The 15291-nt window shown below is 35.4% G+C and carries 15 protein-coding genes; 8 read left to right on the top strand and 7 right to left on the bottom strand.

From position 1 onward, the window contains the following. Positions 1-23 precede the first annotated feature (23 nt). From JHL15_RS16415 to JHL15_RS16390, 6 genes are all read left to right on the top strand, one after another. A complete protein-coding gene (locus JHL15_RS16415; RefSeq protein WP_200247479.1) occupies positions 24-434 on the top strand; it encodes a hypothetical protein in 411 nt (136 codons plus the stop codon). A gap of 319 nt (positions 435-753) precedes the next feature. Continuing rightward, on the top strand, positions 754-1278 hold the full coding sequence (locus JHL15_RS16410) for a hypothetical protein (protein WP_200247477.1): 525 nt from the start codon (positions 754-756) through the stop codon (positions 1276-1278). An 81-nt stretch (positions 1279-1359) separates the two neighbouring features. Further along, the gene (locus JHL15_RS16405) at positions 1360-2163 is read left to right on the top strand and encodes a fimbrial biogenesis chaperone (protein ID WP_200247475.1); all 804 of its coding nucleotides are present in this window, start codon (positions 1360-1362) and stop codon (positions 2161-2163) included. Further along, positions 2156-3184, top strand: a complete 1029-nt coding sequence (locus tag JHL15_RS16400) for a hypothetical protein (protein WP_200247473.1) — start codon at positions 2156-2158, stop codon at positions 3182-3184. The genes JHL15_RS16405 and JHL15_RS16400 overlap by 8 nt, the downstream gene beginning before the upstream one ends. 63 nt (positions 3185-3247) lie before the next feature. Continuing rightward, a complete protein-coding gene (locus tag JHL15_RS16395; protein WP_200247471.1) occupies positions 3248-5983 on the top strand; it encodes a COG1470 family protein in 2736 nt (911 codons plus the stop codon). A gap of 78 nt (positions 5984-6061) precedes the next feature. Further along, positions 6062-6610, top strand: coding sequence for a hypothetical protein (locus JHL15_RS16390; RefSeq protein ID WP_200247469.1), 549 nt, complete (start codon positions 6062-6064; stop codon positions 6608-6610). A 114-nt stretch (positions 6611-6724) separates the two neighbouring features. Here the strand turns inward: JHL15_RS16390 and JHL15_RS16385 are convergent, their stop codons facing one another. Continuing rightward, on the bottom strand, positions 6725-7141 hold the full coding sequence (locus tag JHL15_RS16385) for a hypothetical protein (RefSeq protein WP_200247467.1): 417 nt from the start codon (positions 7139-7141) through the stop codon (positions 6725-6727). A 226-nt stretch (positions 7142-7367) separates the two neighbouring features. Between JHL15_RS16385 and glsA the strand changes: the two genes are divergently transcribed. After that, positions 7368-8381, top strand: a complete 1014-nt coding sequence (gene glsA / locus JHL15_RS16380) for a glutaminase A (RefSeq protein WP_200247465.1) — start codon at positions 7368-7370, stop codon at positions 8379-8381. Positions 8382-8626: 245 nt separating this feature from the next. On the opposite strand, the gene JHL15_RS16375 is transcribed toward glsA, so the two are convergent. Then, entirely contained in the window at positions 8627-10114 is a 1488-nt protein-coding gene (locus JHL15_RS16375; RefSeq protein WP_200247463.1) for a serine hydrolase, read from the bottom strand. Between the two features lie 87 nt (positions 10115-10201). Continuing rightward, a complete protein-coding gene (locus JHL15_RS16370) occupies positions 10202-10771 on the bottom strand; it encodes a helix-turn-helix transcriptional regulator (protein WP_200247461.1) in 570 nt (189 codons plus the stop codon). Positions 10772-10983: 212 nt separating this feature from the next. Here JHL15_RS16370 and JHL15_RS16365 point away from each other — a divergent pair, with 212 nt between their 5' ends. Further along, positions 10984-11880 carry a CPBP family intramembrane glutamic endopeptidase gene (locus JHL15_RS16365; RefSeq protein ID WP_200247459.1) on the top strand — a complete coding sequence of 299 codons (897 nt, stop codon included), beginning with the start codon at positions 10984-10986 and terminating at the stop codon, positions 11878-11880. 50 nt (positions 11881-11930) lie between these two features. Here JHL15_RS16365 and JHL15_RS16360 read toward each other — a convergent pair whose 3' ends face one another. From JHL15_RS16360 to JHL15_RS16345, 4 genes are all read right to left on the bottom strand, one after another. Further along, positions 11931-12152 carry a hypothetical protein gene (locus JHL15_RS16360; protein ID WP_200247457.1) on the bottom strand — a complete coding sequence of 74 codons (222 nt, stop codon included), beginning with the start codon at positions 12150-12152 and terminating at the stop codon, positions 11931-11933. Between the two features lie 396 nt (positions 12153-12548). Then, positions 12549-13079, bottom strand: a complete 531-nt coding sequence (locus JHL15_RS16355; RefSeq protein WP_200247455.1) for a hypothetical protein — start codon at positions 13077-13079, stop codon at positions 12549-12551. 271 nt (positions 13080-13350) lie between these two features. Continuing rightward, entirely contained in the window at positions 13351-14370 is a 1020-nt protein-coding gene (locus JHL15_RS16350; RefSeq protein WP_200247453.1) for a chymotrypsin family serine protease, read from the bottom strand. A 128-nt stretch (positions 14371-14498) separates the two neighbouring features. Further along, a complete protein-coding gene (locus JHL15_RS16345; protein ID WP_200247451.1) occupies positions 14499-15152 on the bottom strand; it encodes a hypothetical protein in 654 nt (217 codons plus the stop codon). Between the last annotated feature and the right edge of the window lie 139 nt (positions 15153-15291).

Genomic DNA, 15291 nt, shown 5'->3' with positions numbered 1-15291 from the left:
AGTTGGTGAAAAATCTAGGCTATATGCTTTTTACAAGGTTTTTATTGATTGTTTTATTTTTTGCCAGTGCAACATCTTTTGCTCAGATGTCTGATGCTTTGAGGTTAAATGTCCGTTTATATCCGGTACAGATACTCTCAATTAATCATAACGATTCTGATGTTGGTAAAAAAGATACGCGGATACCTGAAATTAAATCCATAACGGTATCGAGTCCCTCAGGTTTTGAGGTAAAAGCACATCATGAAAGAACCAGTGATACAAAAGCAGTTAATAGTAATTGCAATAAAGAGTATAACCTGATAGGACATCAAAAAGGAGTGGTTCAAGAAGTGTATAAAATAAACGAGGATATAGATAAAGTACTAAAAAAAATTGGTTGTGACTCCGGTATTCAACAAGATCATTTAGTATTAACACTAATTTCTCAGTAAAAAATTAATATAAAGAATAAAAAATTACCAATTTTAATAGGTGATTTTTCAAAATAATTGTTTTGCCGATACTTATGTAAAAGTGAATTATTTAACGATAACTTATCATCGCTTTTCTTTGTAAAGGTTTTATCTTCCTAAAATACAAGGCTTTTTATGATTGTTTTCATAAAAGGCTATCTCTGTATGTAAATAATTCACTACATAAAATTACAAATGATAAGTGTTTTTTCACAAAAGCTGTGACTATCTTTCTCTCTACATTTGCGCCTGATTTTAAAAATTAATAATTCTTAATACGAAAACAGTACTTTAAATTATGAAGAAATGTATCTTAGCTTCTTTTGCTCTTGTAGCATTTGTAACATTGAAAGCACAACAAAATGTAACCTTAAATGTAAGATTGAAGCCCATCCAGACCCTTGTTGTAAATAACGCTCAAAAAGTGGTTAACTTAGACTACGTTACCAAAGATGATTATGTGAACGGGGTTTCCTCTGTGAATGCAGATCATCTAAGTATCTATAGTACAGGTGGATTCCAGGTAAAAGTAAAAAGTGCTAATGCTGCTTTACAAAATGCCGGTAAAAATATTCAGGCGAACACCATACAGATTAAAGCAAGTGCAGGATCTGAAGCTGTAAATGGAGCACAATATGCACAAAATGTACAATTATCCGCTAACGAAACTACATTGGTAACTTCTTCCAATGGAGGGGTAGATAAGAAAATTAATATTGAATATAAAGGAGCAGGAGCTAATGCTTACCTGGATAACTATATTGCTGGCCAGGATCCTACTGTATATACAACAGAATTAACGTATACTATTATTTCTCAATAAAATAATTCAAATACCATTTAAAGATAAAGTGCTGCAAATCTGTGTTGCACTTTATCTATACTTTAATGCGAAGTATTTCTAATGAAAAAACTAATTTTCTTGTTTTCTTCTTTAATCTGTTGTCTATTTTCATGGGGATATGCACAGACAGGGGTTTCTGTTTCTCCTCCCAGATTGTATTTCGAATCAGACCTGGGGAATAGTAATACCCAAAAAGTAACGGTGACCAACGTAAGTGCGAAGAACTCTCTGGATCTGGCAATAAGTTTAGGAGATTGGGAGTATGATGAGAAAGGGGAGAATATGACGTACGGAGCCAATACCCGACCTACATCCTGTGCAAGCTGGGTGTCTGTAAAGAAAGAAGATAATTATTTCACATTGGCACCAGGTGAAAAAAAAGACATTGACATTACCATAACGGCACCCACTACCTTATCAGATCATTTATCAGCTCATACCGCAGTTCTTTATGTAAGCCAGATGAACCCTGTAGACGATGTGGATAGCAAAGGAGCTCATATAAAAGTGAGTATACGTTCCGGAATCAAACTTTTCCACAAATTACCCGTAACCAAAAGTAAAAAGATTGAAATTCAAAATCTTGCTTATGGAAAATCTAAAAACAGACTTGATTTGTTTTTTGAGAACCAGGGAGATGTTTGGGTTGACGGAAAAGTATACACAGATCTTGTGAATATGCAAAACGGAAAAAAGACAGTTCTTGATCCTGTTATTTTTTATACGATGCCGGGAAACAAAAGAGAAATGAATATTCCTTTATCTTCAACACTCGAAAAAGGAAAATATACCGCTTCTGTAATGATCGACTATGGCGACAGTAACAACCTTGAATTGGGAGAGTTAAATTTCACCTATGAATAGTAAAAGGTTCCTCTTTATCATCCTGATTATTTCCTCGAATTGTTTTTCACAAGTAACTTATACCTCGTGGATAAACAGTTATTTACAGATTAATTCTTACAGCGGTAATACCAATCCGGATGCCTATACTTTTACTTTAGCGGGAAATGGCAAATTTAATATTCCACGATGGAGAGTCTCTATGAGGTTAAAGCAGCCTATTACCTCTAACGATGGTAAGTACACGATGCCTGCTAATAAAATTTCTTTTCAACCGGTTTCGTCTTCAGGACAGGCGTACCCGGATCCTGTACCTACCATTCCGCAGATCGGGATGCCTCTCAATGTTTTTCTTCAGGAAGGGCAGGAGGTTTTTTTAGTTCCTCAGTCGAATGCACCATTGAATAACCAACCGATTCAGCCCAACGGATATTACAACCTTCAGCTGAAATACAGTCTGAATGTTGCGGGAGGATCCTATCTTGGCAACTATCCTTCATGGATTACTTTTACTGCTCCAATACAATTCACAGCCTACGACCAGTATAATAATATCATTGGAAGAATGGATCATAATTTTCAGTTTCAGATCGGTACACTTTCGGGAACTCCAACAGAAGTTCCGGAACTTTCTTTGAAATTTTCTGCGAATGCAACCAATGGATCATTGGAGTTTAAAAGCATGGAAGATTATGTAAAAGGAGTGCGTGTAATCTATGCCAATGCATTAATTGTAAGCAGCAATACAAATTATCAGATCAAATTAAAATCCCTTCAGGGTCAGTTTAATTCTCCGACCGGCAATTCGATTCCTTTAGAAACAGTTAAAATGATTCTTTCCCCTGTTGCAGAAAACAAAGCAAATGTTTATCCGGTTTCATTAAGCGCTTCTCCACAACTTATTGCTACCGGAGGTTCTACTAAAGGAACTAATGTTTATTATGATATCAAATATTCCACAAATGCTAATGATGAAAGGTTGATTAATGCCAGAATGGAAGAATATACCACCACACTTCAATACGAGATAATCCCTCAATAATCTATGCTATACGATTTTTTCAGAAAAGCACTTTTTGTTTTTTTGATATCCATTGTTATTTTGATGCCCGCGCAAAACAGCGCAGGTATTACGTTGGAAATTCGTAATGAATCCAGAGTAGATAAAGGAAATATCATAGATCTTATCTTAGTATTGAAAAACGAAAGCAATAGTCACTTTAAAGGAAAAGTGGAAATAAATATACCCTCAGGTTTCAGAAATATTTCAGGAAACAAGACTGAAGTGGATATGAAATCAGGTGACCATTTGTTTTTACCGGTTAAAATACTGATCAATAATAATGCGGTTGCCGGAGCGTCTTCTATTGCTTTTAAACTTACCGATGCACAAAATGCTCTAATCGTAAAAAAAGAGATCACATACACCGTAGCCGAAAATAATTCGATGCGGATCATCCCGGAAAATCCTGTTATTTATACGAATAATGTAAATGATTCTGTTGAGATCAGAGCGAGGGTTTCCAACCTGGGGAACAAAAAGCAGAACGTTACACTTGTATTTAAAATCCCTGAGATTACCCACGGAACCATTTTTACAGAAAAAACGGGGACTGTTGGAGTGCAAAAAGACTCGGTATTTGTATTTCGTTTTTTGCCTTCTAAACTACTTATGCGGAGTTCGCAGTTTACGGTCAATATTGCAGGTTTCAGAGAACCGGATAAAGAAATATTTGGCAATGCACCGGTTTCAGTTCAGAATATATCGTCTACTCAGCGTTACCAGGACAGAGAAACGGATATATTTTCAAATGTCAGTAAAAACACCGTTACAGCAAGTTACAGACATGTGGGTGAGAACCTGGATATGTACCAATTGATAGGATCGGGAGGGTTTAATCTTCCTTCAGGATATATTTTTGTAAGAGGGAATATCTACGCGATGAACAATAACAGCGATCCCGTTATCAATAACACCTATATCTCTTATCGCCGGGAAAATAGTGAATTTACGTTGGGGAATATCAGTAAACTGCTAGAGCTTTCACTCTTTGGTCGTGGAGTCGATTATACTTTCACATCTTCTGATAAAGACAAAAAAATAGAAGTAGGTTTTGTAGATCAGAGTTTCAGCCTAATTGAAAGGAATTCGTTTTTAAAGAACGGCTATGGCTTTTATGCTAAAGGAATCTTAGGAGCGCAAAACGCATCCCGTAGTATTTCGGGGACATACATTTTTAGAAATGATCCTTACGATAAAGCAAAACATAACCTGTTGGGTACGGATATGCAGTATTCTCTTAATAAAGACTGGAAAATGAATACTAAAATATACAGCGGGCTTAGTTTTTATGAAAGAATCAACGTTACAAAACCCTCCCTGGCTTTAGAATCTCAGTATTCAGGAATCATAAAGAAAGTCAACCTGAATGGAAATTATTTTTATAGTACGGATTACTATCCCGGAAACCGCAGGGGAATGCTGCAGATTCAGCAAAATTTTTCTAGCCGCATTTTTAAAGATCATTACGTATATGCTAATGTGACTGTTTCAAACCTTTCACCGAAGTTCTATTTTTATGATAATGCTATGCAGTCAGATAATATCAGATTGGATACAGGAATCAATTTTCCAAGAAAAGGTAATTTTGGATTAGGTGTTGGGTATCAATATCAGGAAGAAAACTCTAATACCTATAATAATTTCTTTACTATTCCGGGAAATCAGGAACCAAAACAGTTGAAAGCGCAAAGATTCACGCAATATGTAACGTGGTCGAGTCCTGATAAAAAGCATTCTTCGATCATAGGAATAGAAACAGGACTTGTTAATTATCCCAACGTGGATCATCCGGATTATCAGATGAAACTCAGTGGAAATTATAATTACAAGTGGCTTAATGTAAACTGTACCTATCAGTATGGAAGTTATTTCCTTTCAGAATATGCCTTTTCAAGAATGCTTGATGTGAATAATGCTTATGAAAAGCTCTCTCTTTCCGCCTTCATCAATAAAAGCTTTTTTAGTGAAAAAGTAAATGTAAGTTCAGGATTGTCTTACACTAATGATGTCTTATACGGAAAATCGCCTTCTGGTTTTATCAACCTGAAATATTCGAGGGAATGGTATGGGATATACCTTAACTCTTCGTGGTTTAATTATTCTACCAATCATTTCAATAATAATCTTTTTACTGTTGAAGCCGGTGTTACGGTCAACTTTCAGGCTACCACGCTTAACCCTGGAAAAAAAGGAGAGATACAGGCTTTTGTATACTATGATCGCAACAATAATAATATCTATGATAATGGAGATCAGGAAGCTGCAGGTTATCTAATTATGCTTAATACCATTTCATTTAAAGCTAATAAAGACGGAAACATTATGTATAAGTCTATTCCTTTCGGGAAATATGCTTTAAAACAAATTATTCAGCAAGGCTGGTACTATGATGAAGTAGAATTTGAAGTGAATAAACACCATCATTTTTTAGAAATTCCTCTTCATCAAAATGGTACTTCTAAAGGAAAGGTGATTTATGAATTTGATGCGAAAAAAGTCATGGATTTCACGCCAAAGTTGGGAGGGATTATTTTTAATGTTTTCAGAAATGACCATTTTTTACAGCGTGTGATTACTGACGATAATGGTGAATTTATTTCTTTTCTTGAATCCGGAGATTACAGGATTGAACTTAGTGTAAATTCATTACCTGCTAACACCTATTGTGAACGTATCACTTCTGATTTTAAAGTGGAAGCTGGAAAAATAATCAATTTAGAACCTTTCATGATCAAAGTGAAGGAAAAAAATATCAGGGTTAAAAAATTTGGTAATTAATTGACTCATAACCCTGCCGGAAATTTTTCGAATAATCTTTTTTCAAAAATAGTATCTTTGTCAACTATAAAATAAATGATGAAAAAGTTAATATTTCTGGCTTCGGCTGTTTTGGTTTTAAACTCTTGCGTGGTAACCACTGCTGCAAAAGTAGTAAAGGGAGCTGTAAATGTAAGCTACAAAGCTGTAAAAGGAACTGTAAATGGGATCAGCTGGGCAGTAAGCAAGGCCAAAGGAAAGATCGATGAAGATCGTCTGGATGGCACTTGGAAGATAGTAGGGGTGTACAAAGGTTCTTTTGAAGATTTTTCAAAAGATCAAAATCCTGATGGTTCATTTACTTCAGAGTGTGCAGACGGTTTTGATCAAATTGTTTTTAAAGCTAAAAAATCTAAATTCAAACCAGCACATTGCAATTCTGATAAAGATATAGACTGGGTGAAATATTCCATGGAGTTTGGGAAAAATCCTTTGACTAAAGAAAAGGAAAACTACATTGAATATAACAAGAATAATTACATCTCCGTGATTGATGTCAATAACAAAACGATGGTTCTGGAGGGGAATGTGATGCCTAAATTAGCATTTTCAGGAGCTAAATTATATCTTTTAGAAAAGGTTAAGTAATATCAAAAAGCAATTACCCATCTTATTTTTTGCAGAATGTAAACACATGTATGCTTAAAAAAATAAGATGGGTAATTTATGAATAAGGATTTACGTTTTTATCCTTTTTCTATTCTATTGGGTCTTACACATGGCATCCCATGTAGTCCAAAAATGCGCATTGATAGCACCTGGGAAAGGATTGATACTGTCCGCAACGATACCGACCATTGAAGCACAGTTTGAATTACAGCCTATTTCATTATAGCTTCCCTGTTGAGGAGGTATTTGTCTCCATGTTCCGGTTGAACCACTTAGCAACTCTACTGTAATGTTAAAAATACCTGACAGGTTAGGGGTTTGAATTTGTTTCGTTGGATTTTCGCTTGAAATCGAATCGCTCCAACTACCCTGTGAAAAGGTGACACGCCATGTTGAAATCATTTTCTGAGTATTATTCTGAGGGGATAGATAAACCCAGAACTGAGCTCCTCCACCCAATTGAAGTTGACCGGATGAGTTTGCGTTTGCGCTTACGTTTGCTGTTTCCATAACGATTTTATTTTGATTGGTTATTTAATTTCTATTTCAAAGTAACAAAGAAGAACGCATTTTTTCTAGAGTAGAAATGACCAATTATTATTCTGAGTAGAAATACTTACTTCATAGTAATGAGTAGGGTGGTTACATATTTTCAGGGAGAATTTCGAATAGAAGATGAAATGTTTTATATTTGTTTTTTGGGTTAATGATAAGATATTGGCCAAAAAATACCTATATGAATAAAAACGGATTTTTACTTTCTGCAAAGGGAATTTGTGTTGCAGCTTTTCTCTCTTTAAATACAATAATCTACGCTCAGAAAACTGTAGATATGTCTACGATTTCTGAAAAAACGCTAAGCACTATTCTCGAAAAAAACAAAACATATTATTCGCAAGGCAAAGTAGCTGATTATATTCCTGAATTAGGGAAAATGGATGCTAAAGCTATAGCTTTCTCTGTTGTAGATAAAAATGGTAAAGTGGTGAATGTAGGTGATGTCAGCAAAAAATTTACAATGCAGAGTATTTCTAAGATCGTTGCTTTAATGGTTGCTGTAAATGAAAAAGGGGAAAAGAATATTTTTGATAAAATGGGATATTTCGGAAGCGATAAACCGTTTAATCATTTTTCCAATCTTGAAACTACAGGGAAGCCTCTTAATCCTATGATGAATGCAGGCGCTATTCTTACGACTTCATTAATTTCCGGCGATGGCGAAAAACCATTCCTGAAAATTTTAGATATGGTAAGGTATATTACCAAAAATCAGGAAATTGATTATAGCAAATCCGTTTATGAATCTGAGAAATCCACAGGAAATCGTAACCGTGGGATGTTTTATCTGATGAAAAATAATGGATTGATTTCAGGGAATGAAGATCAGCTGGATAATTATTTCAAACAATGTTCTATTGAGCTAACCGCTGAAGATTTAGCTAAAATAGGTTATTTTTTCGCAAATCAATGTGTTCGGTTTGATGGGGATTCTAAATATAAAAATAAGGAAATCGCAAAACTCATAGAATCACAAATGCTTACAGCTGGAATGTATGAATTCAGTGGAGAATATTCCCGAACCGTTGGTTTGCCTAGCAAGTCGGGTGTTGGAGGCGGAATTACAGTAAGTGTTCCCGGAAAAATGGGAATTGGAGTTTTCAGTCCTGCTTTGGATCAGCATGGGAATTCATTGGCTGGGTACCATATGATCCTTGATTTCGTAAAGCAATATGATTTAAGTGTATTTTAAAAAACTTCACTATATTTTGTGACGATCTATTATTTTTAACGCAAAGAATAAGTTAGATAATGCTTATTTAAGACAGCAAAGACTTCAATCAACTTCATTGATTGTATTAAGCGAACGCTTTATCCGTATACTTCTTCAGTGACTTTGTCGCATTCTTTGCTCTCTTAGACTACATATTGTGATTATAAATCTTTGCGTTAAAAAATAAAGCTTACCTATTTAAAGTTTTCTTTAAATGCTTCAATTTATTTACCCGTTTCTATTTCAACAATCTTTTTCCCATCTTCTCCAAGGTAATGAACGATCAGTTTTTCAAATACTTTATATCCATCGTCCACATTGGTAAATATCAAAATACCTTTTCCGGATTGGGGCAATATAAAAGCGATACATTGTGATCCCTGATCACTTCCACCATGAGATAAAGCATAATTACCATTTCCCAGATCATAGATTTCGAATCCTAATCCAAAGTATTTATTTTCTTTTGTTTTTACCTGTCTTTCGATCATTTCCCTGAATATTTCCGGATTAAGATTTTTACCTTTCATAACACTGGTCATAAAGTCTCCATAATCTTTTATTGTGGTGTGAAGATCATCAGCTGCATTGGCTGTTGTCTTTTTTTCTGTTGGATAGGGGACTTCTTCCTTGTTGTATCCAATAGCGAATCTTGATTCATCGGTGTTTGGATTCCAGATATAGCTGGTGTCATCCATTTTCAGGGGTTGAAAAATCAATTCCTGAGCGAGTTGTTCAAGTGTTTTCTTGAATTTATTTTCCAATGCTTTCCTTAAATACTCAAATCCTTCTCCGGAATACTGGTATTTTGTTCCCGGATCAAACAGGAAGTTTAACTTTTTATCAGCATTCATCCATCTCCAATTGGGGAAGCCTGTCTGATGGCTCAGGATTATCCGGGTGGTCAGTTTTTTATATCTCAGATCATGTACAAGATCTGGATCTATCCAATATTGGTCGAGGGGTTCGTCCAATTTCCATTTTCCCAGACTTATCAGGCGAAGCGCAATCATTGCTGTTACAGGTTTGGTAAGGGAAGCAACATTGAAATAGGTATTGAGAGGTGCTTTAACCCCTTTTTTTATTTCGCCCAAAACCTTTACCTGTTTTAATTCATTGTCTTCAATAATACCGATACCCAGAGTGGGTATTTTATTTTCTTTTAACCAGTTTTCAATCGCTTGATCATTATCAAAAACCTCATCCTTTTTACTTTCCTTTGCCTGATGATTAAAGCTCAATGATCGGGTTAATTTCCATTCACCATTCTCTAATGACCAAAGGTTAGTAAACTGAGCGGAACCTACCAGCTTTTCAGGTTCATTGACTTCCTTCTCATAAAACAAATGATCACCATTTTGGATAGCAGCATACAGTTTCCCATGTTGATACATTGGATAGATTTGGATGCTGTTAGGAACCAGAACTCTTTTAGCCTGACGGATGTCTGGTGCTTTGCATAATCCTTTTTTAAAATCAATAACAAATTTCTTTTTATCGGAAATGCCATCTTTATCGTGGTAAAATTCGAAATGATCACTTAATAGTTTTTCCACTTGTCCAACATTACAGGTATTAAAGCCAACCGAAAAAAACAGACTGTCTCTGGACATAATTGTTTTGTAAAGATCATCTGTTTTTTCTATTTGCGCAGAGGTATTACCAAAAAGAAATAGTAAAAAAAAGAGGATAGCTTGAGCGTGCTTTGTCATTATTAAGATTTTGACAAAGATTATATTTTCAGAAGTTATTTTATTAAAAATGACCCCGACAAAAACCCGACAATAGCCCGAAGGTTATTATATCATATTGAAATTCAGTTTGTAATATAGTTTTCTTTTCCGGTCTATTTCAGCTGCGTTGCGAAGGATGATGAAGACATTGGAGAGTATAATCAGGATGATCAGGATCAAAGTAAACTGTCGTCCAAGCTTTAAAAAGATTCCCAGCATAAAAATAATAGGTGCCATTATCGTCCATAAGATTTGAATGGAAATGATCTGCTTGCTGGTCTTATTTCTTTGTTTCATTTTAAACATCAACAGAAGTGGAACCAGAATATTGAATGGAGGAATTACAATAAAAGGTAATGAAGAAAGATTAATTATTTTAATAAGAGCATAATTTACGGCAGGTTGTTCTTCTTTTGTTTCTGTTTTTACCTCATCACTGGTCAGAGCTGGAATCATTATATTTTGTAAAGCACTTTCCTGTATTTCTAATGCTTGTGCCAATGCACGAAGGGTATGTCCTTTAGGTTCTGTCCCTGATTCTATTCGCTGAATGGTTCTTACAGAAATTTTAGACTTTTCTGCTAATTCTTCCTGAGTTAGATTTTTCTGTTCTCTTTCTGTTTTTAATTTTGACATGGCATCACGTATTCTGAGAGGATCTTTTTTGTCGGTTCCGTAGGCTAATTTACATCTTTTTCACCACTAAAAAAGAGTGAATAATGGTAAGTGATATAATTTTCAAAACCGATCAGTGTATTAAAATTAAGTGTAATTTTATTGTATTAACTGTATAATCTGTTAGTAACCAGTAATTTTAAAATTAATAAACCAAAACACCAAATCTATTTATGGGAAATACTTCAACTTCTGACATTAGGAAGAATGTAGCCACATACCTTGGGCTCACTTTGCTTTTCTGCCTTCCAGTTTATTATATGTGTATCCATACCGGAAAATTGGGTGGAGGTGTGATCTCTTATGCTACCATTGTGATGTGGTGTCCTGCTATTGCAGCTTTGCTTACCTGTCGATTGAGAGGAATTCCTATTTCTTCTTTGGGCTGGAAATGGGGGCTTACGAAATACCAATTATTAGCATATTGTGTTCCTCTCCTGTATTCACTGATTCCTTATATCATCATTTGGATCAGTGGTGTCGGAGGTTTTTACAACCATGAGTTTATAACAGACGTGGGTAAAGGAATGGGATGGGATTTGTCTGACGGAGCAACACTGGTGTTGTATATCATATTGATGAGCAGTTTTGGTATGGTGCGTTCTGTAGGTTCTGCCTTAGGTGAAGAGATTGGATGGCGGGGATTTCTTACTCCCCAGCTAGCAAAGATGAGCTCATATACTGTTACATCTTTATGGATGGGTCTCATCTGGTCTTTTTATCATTATCCTCTTCTGCTTTTTTCCAATTATAATACAGGAGGTCCTAAGTGGTTGGCGCTTACTTGCTTTACGGTTATGATATTTGCGAGCTGCTTCATATTTACATGGTTGCGTTTAAAGTCGGGGAGCCTCTGGACGGGTGCTATTATGCATGCCAGTCATAATCTTTTTATCCAGTCTATTCTTACTCCTCTTACGGTGGATAATGGAAATACCAATTATTACATTGACGAATTTGGAATTGCATTGCCCATTGCTACAGTGATTGTTGCTTACTTCTTCTGGAGAAGGCGAAAGGAACTACCGGAACAGAAAATTGATGAAGTAACTAGAGTTGTAGGGGAATAAAAAGATGTAATCAGAACACTTATTATTGTAAGTGTTTTTTATAATTTACCCTAAAGACTTTTTTTAATGTTTCTGTAAACATATCGGATATAAAAACGAACAGCGACCTCTTCTTCAAATTCTACAAATAAAACTTCTTTACCTGCTAAAAACTTTTTTCTAATGATATAATACCATGTATTGGCTGAATACGAATTTTCCCCGATACCATTGTCTTCCAACACATCCTGCTTTGACATACCTATATGGTATTGCTTGCCATTTACTGTCATAGTTTATTTTTTTCGCCTTAGTGATAAGTTATGTACGAGTATTAAAAAATAATGCCAGAAATTGATTGAAAAATTTAATCAATTTTTTTATTGGGGATAATGTATATGATTTTTTACTATTCATGGGCTAATAGGAAGAAATGATGATTATTATTTAATAAATAATTAACGCTCAGTATCTAAAATTGAAATGCTGTATGAAGCTTTCATCAAGTCCGTTATTATGGGTAGTGGAAGATGAAAGGAGTTGTTGGAGCAAGAAAATAAGATCTTAACGATTGAAGAAAAACGGTAATCCTTAATGAATAAAAAACAGCGCTGAGTATTATACATAGCGCTGTTTTTATATGATATAATGTTTCTTTACTATGAAAGATAATATTGCTTGTGGAAATATTATCCTATCAAATTATAAATTGGTTCACCAATTTTTCTGGCAAAGTAGGTCAGTGAACCTCTCGTTCGCGTTCCTCCCATGATAGCTTGCTGTAGAGCTAATTCAAATTCTTCGCTAGTTACATGATCTCTTCCAGGAGCTATGATTGCCAGGTTCCTTGCAATAAGAGCATCAATATCTGAGTGGCCTTCTCTTAAGTATCTTGATAATAATCTTCCCAGGGGTGAAAGATTAGCACGGACAGTATCTTGTCGCTGATTTCTTAGATCATTGATTTGCCTGAATGTATCAAAGTGTTGTTCAATATTAATGTCTGAGTTGTTTGTCAGACCATGAATTCCACCTTCTCTTAAAAATGAAGCACTTCTATCTGCAGGAAGAACATAGCTTTTATAGCGTTGATATAAATCGTGAATTATGGGAACTCCTACGGTTGCAAATAGAGTCGTTCCTATTGTTGCTGCCCAACCCAACCAGGACGTTGGCAAGTAGGATGAAGCTGTTTCTAAAAGTTGTCTGTAATTTGGCATAATATAATATTTAATTTGTAATAGGTTTGTTTGATAATTTTAGCAGTTCAAATTTTTGATCGTATAAGTACTTAAATCACTTAGATCATTCACAAATTTCAAATTAAAGGATAAGGTATAAAAGAGAGTAAACACCCAATTTTATAAATTAGGGGTTTCCCCTTATGAAAAAAAGAAATGAAAAAAAGTGTCAGGTATTTTACATACAAAAAGATGGACTGGTAAGCCCATCTTCGATGTAGAAATGATATGATTGAAAAGAATTTTAATTCTAGAAACTTAGGTCTGACCATTTGCTTAGAATAGCGTCAGCAGGAGAAGCGAAGGTAAGGTCAGCAGAAGCTGTTGAGCCACCAAGTATACCTACCAATAGAGAACCATTGGTTGTGAAAATAGCAGATCCCGAATCTCCAGAATTGGAAAAACGCCCTGATTTGCCTCTTATCATAGTGAGATTATTGCCAATTACCTCTGTTCCATCAAAATTATCAAGTCTGAGTGAAGTTGTAATGCTGGTTATATTTCCTGTGGTAATTTCTGTGGTAATTCCACTTTTAGTTACTTCGCTACCAATGATTGAGGCGTCAATAGCTGCAAATCCTTTGATGACATTTTCAATACCATATACTTTTCCTATTGTGGCATTTCTGAACCAGCCTTTTCTTGCAATAGCACAGTCCAGCCATGCATCGATTGTTGATGAGCCTCTTTGAAAATAAACGTTCTCATGGTAATAACTCTTTAACGCAGCACAATCATGGCAATACTCTAAAGTGGTTTCCCATTTTGACTGTTGACATACATCTGAATCAAGTTTTGTGGTTGTACCTACCAATACATGAGCACAGGTCATCATATAGGGGTTATCATCATTCTTTTTATTGACCATTACTCCTAAAGTACCATTTCCTCTTACTTCTTTTCCACCATGCATAAGTCCGCCATTTGCTGAAATACTGACTCCTCCGATTAATGGATCGGTTTTTTCATGACGTGTTGCTTCAATGACAGGATTAGGCTCAGCTAAAGTATTGGGTTGAACTTCAAGTTCAATAACATCTGTAGGGTATCCTGAAATAGTGGCTGGAATAGGGTTGGATACTTTTGATAAGGGTAGTTTCTTGGTTACTCCAAAAGTATAGCTAAGCTTATTGGTTAATTCATCATTAACGGTTTTTAAGGAAACGCCAACAGAAGTGATTTCAGGTCTTTTGAAGTATTCTTCAATAAGTTCGGGTAATTTTTTGGCCATTACATCGTGAAGGGCCAATTCTTCATTACTTAGTTTCATGATTTTGGTTTTTAGAGGGAACAACAGGATGATTAATACCTGATATCTTATTCATTATGATCAATACTAAAACCCGGAACAGCATAGAAAAGACTGTTCCGAATTTTGAGATCTTCACTAAAATAGTGTTAGTTCAATTTAATAGTTCCTGAAGAAGGAGCTCCACCACCTGATGGAGGAGGGCCACCTGCTGAAGCCTGATCTGCTAGCATACGGTATTGTGATGTACCTTTTTCGGTACTGATCGATCCGGAAACTGTATATAAATAAAGGTCACCAGATACAGAATAGTCGTTCGCAGAATTATTAACGTAGAAGTCAATTTTTACGGATGACATATTTTTTGCTTTTTCAAGAAACGCATTCATTAAGGTAGTGATTTGCCCTTCAGTAAGGCCCTTAGACTTCATGGTGTTCTTTGTTTTTTCATAAGAAGCAGAAGCTCCTCCGCCTCCGAAAAACCAGGTCCAAACGGATAGGTTAGCACTGGCTGAAGTTTTTTCATACTCTTTTACCTCTTCTTTATAGGAAGCATTCAACATTCCTATTGCCAGATCATTAAGGTCTTTTACATCCTGACTCGATAAGGCCGATATCTGAAGCGTAGCTGTAATTCTTCCTTCCGTGTGTGCAGGTATTGTGTAAGAAAGTCCGGTAAGCTGTCCCTGACCAGATACTTCGATTGAATAAGACTCTTTTGCTTCTCCTTTTAGATCTGAAATGATAGGTTCAAACGGGTCATTGAAACCTACTCCGGTTTTGATAATTTCAATAGTGTCCATGGTGTTGTTTTTTTTGGTAATTCTTACTCTTTTTGTATAGAGGCTTTTCAGATTCCGCCTTTGGGTTTTTATGCTGATTGATAACTCAAAGTAATGAACAAAAAGAGAAAGATTTTAGAGTATAAATGACCAAATGAAA

The organism is Chryseobacterium paridis (genome assembly GCF_016595215.1).
Lineage (GTDB): Bacteria > Bacteroidota > Bacteroidia > Flavobacteriales > Weeksellaceae > Chryseobacterium > Chryseobacterium paridis.
The sequence above is the reverse complement of the archived record's forward strand: the minus strand, read 5'-3'. Positions and strand labels throughout refer to the sequence as shown.

Bases quoted from the DNA above. Each gene is read 5' to 3' on its own strand.
- JHL15_RS16390 (WP_200247469.1), top strand. From the start codon at position 6,062: ATGAAAAAGTTAATATTTCTGGCTTCGGCTGTTTTGGTTTTAAACTCT.
- JHL15_RS16350 (WP_200247453.1), bottom strand. From the start codon at position 14,370: ATGAAACTAAGTAATGAAGAATTGGCCCTTCACGATGTAATGGCCAAA.
- JHL15_RS16355 (WP_200247455.1), bottom strand. From the start codon at position 13,079: ATGCCAAATTACAGACAACTTTTAGAAACAGCTTCATCCTACTTGCCA.
- glsA (WP_200247465.1), top strand. From the start codon at position 7,368: ATGAATAAAAACGGATTTTTACTTTCTGCAAAGGGAATTTGTGTTGCA.
- JHL15_RS16400 (WP_200247473.1), top strand. From the start codon at position 2,156: ATGAATAGTAAAAGGTTCCTCTTTATCATCCTGATTATTTCCTCGAAT.
- JHL15_RS16345 (WP_200247451.1), bottom strand. From the start codon at position 15,152: ATGGACACTATTGAAATTATCAAAACCGGAGTAGGTTTCAATGACCCG.
- JHL15_RS16395 (WP_200247471.1), top strand. From the start codon at position 3,248: ATGCCCGCGCAAAACAGCGCAGGTATTACGTTGGAAATTCGTAATGAA.
- JHL15_RS16385 (WP_200247467.1), bottom strand. From the start codon at position 7,141: ATGGAAACAGCAAACGTAAGCGCAAACGCAAACTCATCCGGTCAACTT.
- JHL15_RS16410 (WP_200247477.1), top strand. From the start codon at position 754: ATGAAGAAATGTATCTTAGCTTCTTTTGCTCTTGTAGCATTTGTAACA.
- JHL15_RS16360 (WP_200247457.1), bottom strand. From the start codon at position 12,152: ATGACAGTAAATGGCAAGCAATACCATATAGGTATGTCAAAGCAGGAT.
- JHL15_RS16405 (WP_200247475.1), top strand. From the start codon at position 1,360: ATGAAAAAACTAATTTTCTTGTTTTCTTCTTTAATCTGTTGTCTATTT.
- JHL15_RS16365 (WP_200247459.1), top strand. From the start codon at position 10,984: ATGGGAAATACTTCAACTTCTGACATTAGGAAGAATGTAGCCACATAC.
- JHL15_RS16375 (WP_200247463.1), bottom strand. From the start codon at position 10,114: ATGACAAAGCACGCTCAAGCTATCCTCTTTTTTTTACTATTTCTTTTT.
- JHL15_RS16415 (WP_200247479.1), top strand. From the start codon at position 24: ATGCTTTTTACAAGGTTTTTATTGATTGTTTTATTTTTTGCCAGTGCA.
- JHL15_RS16370 (WP_200247461.1), bottom strand. From the start codon at position 10,771: ATGTCAAAATTAAAAACAGAAAGAGAACAGAAAAATCTAACTCAGGAA.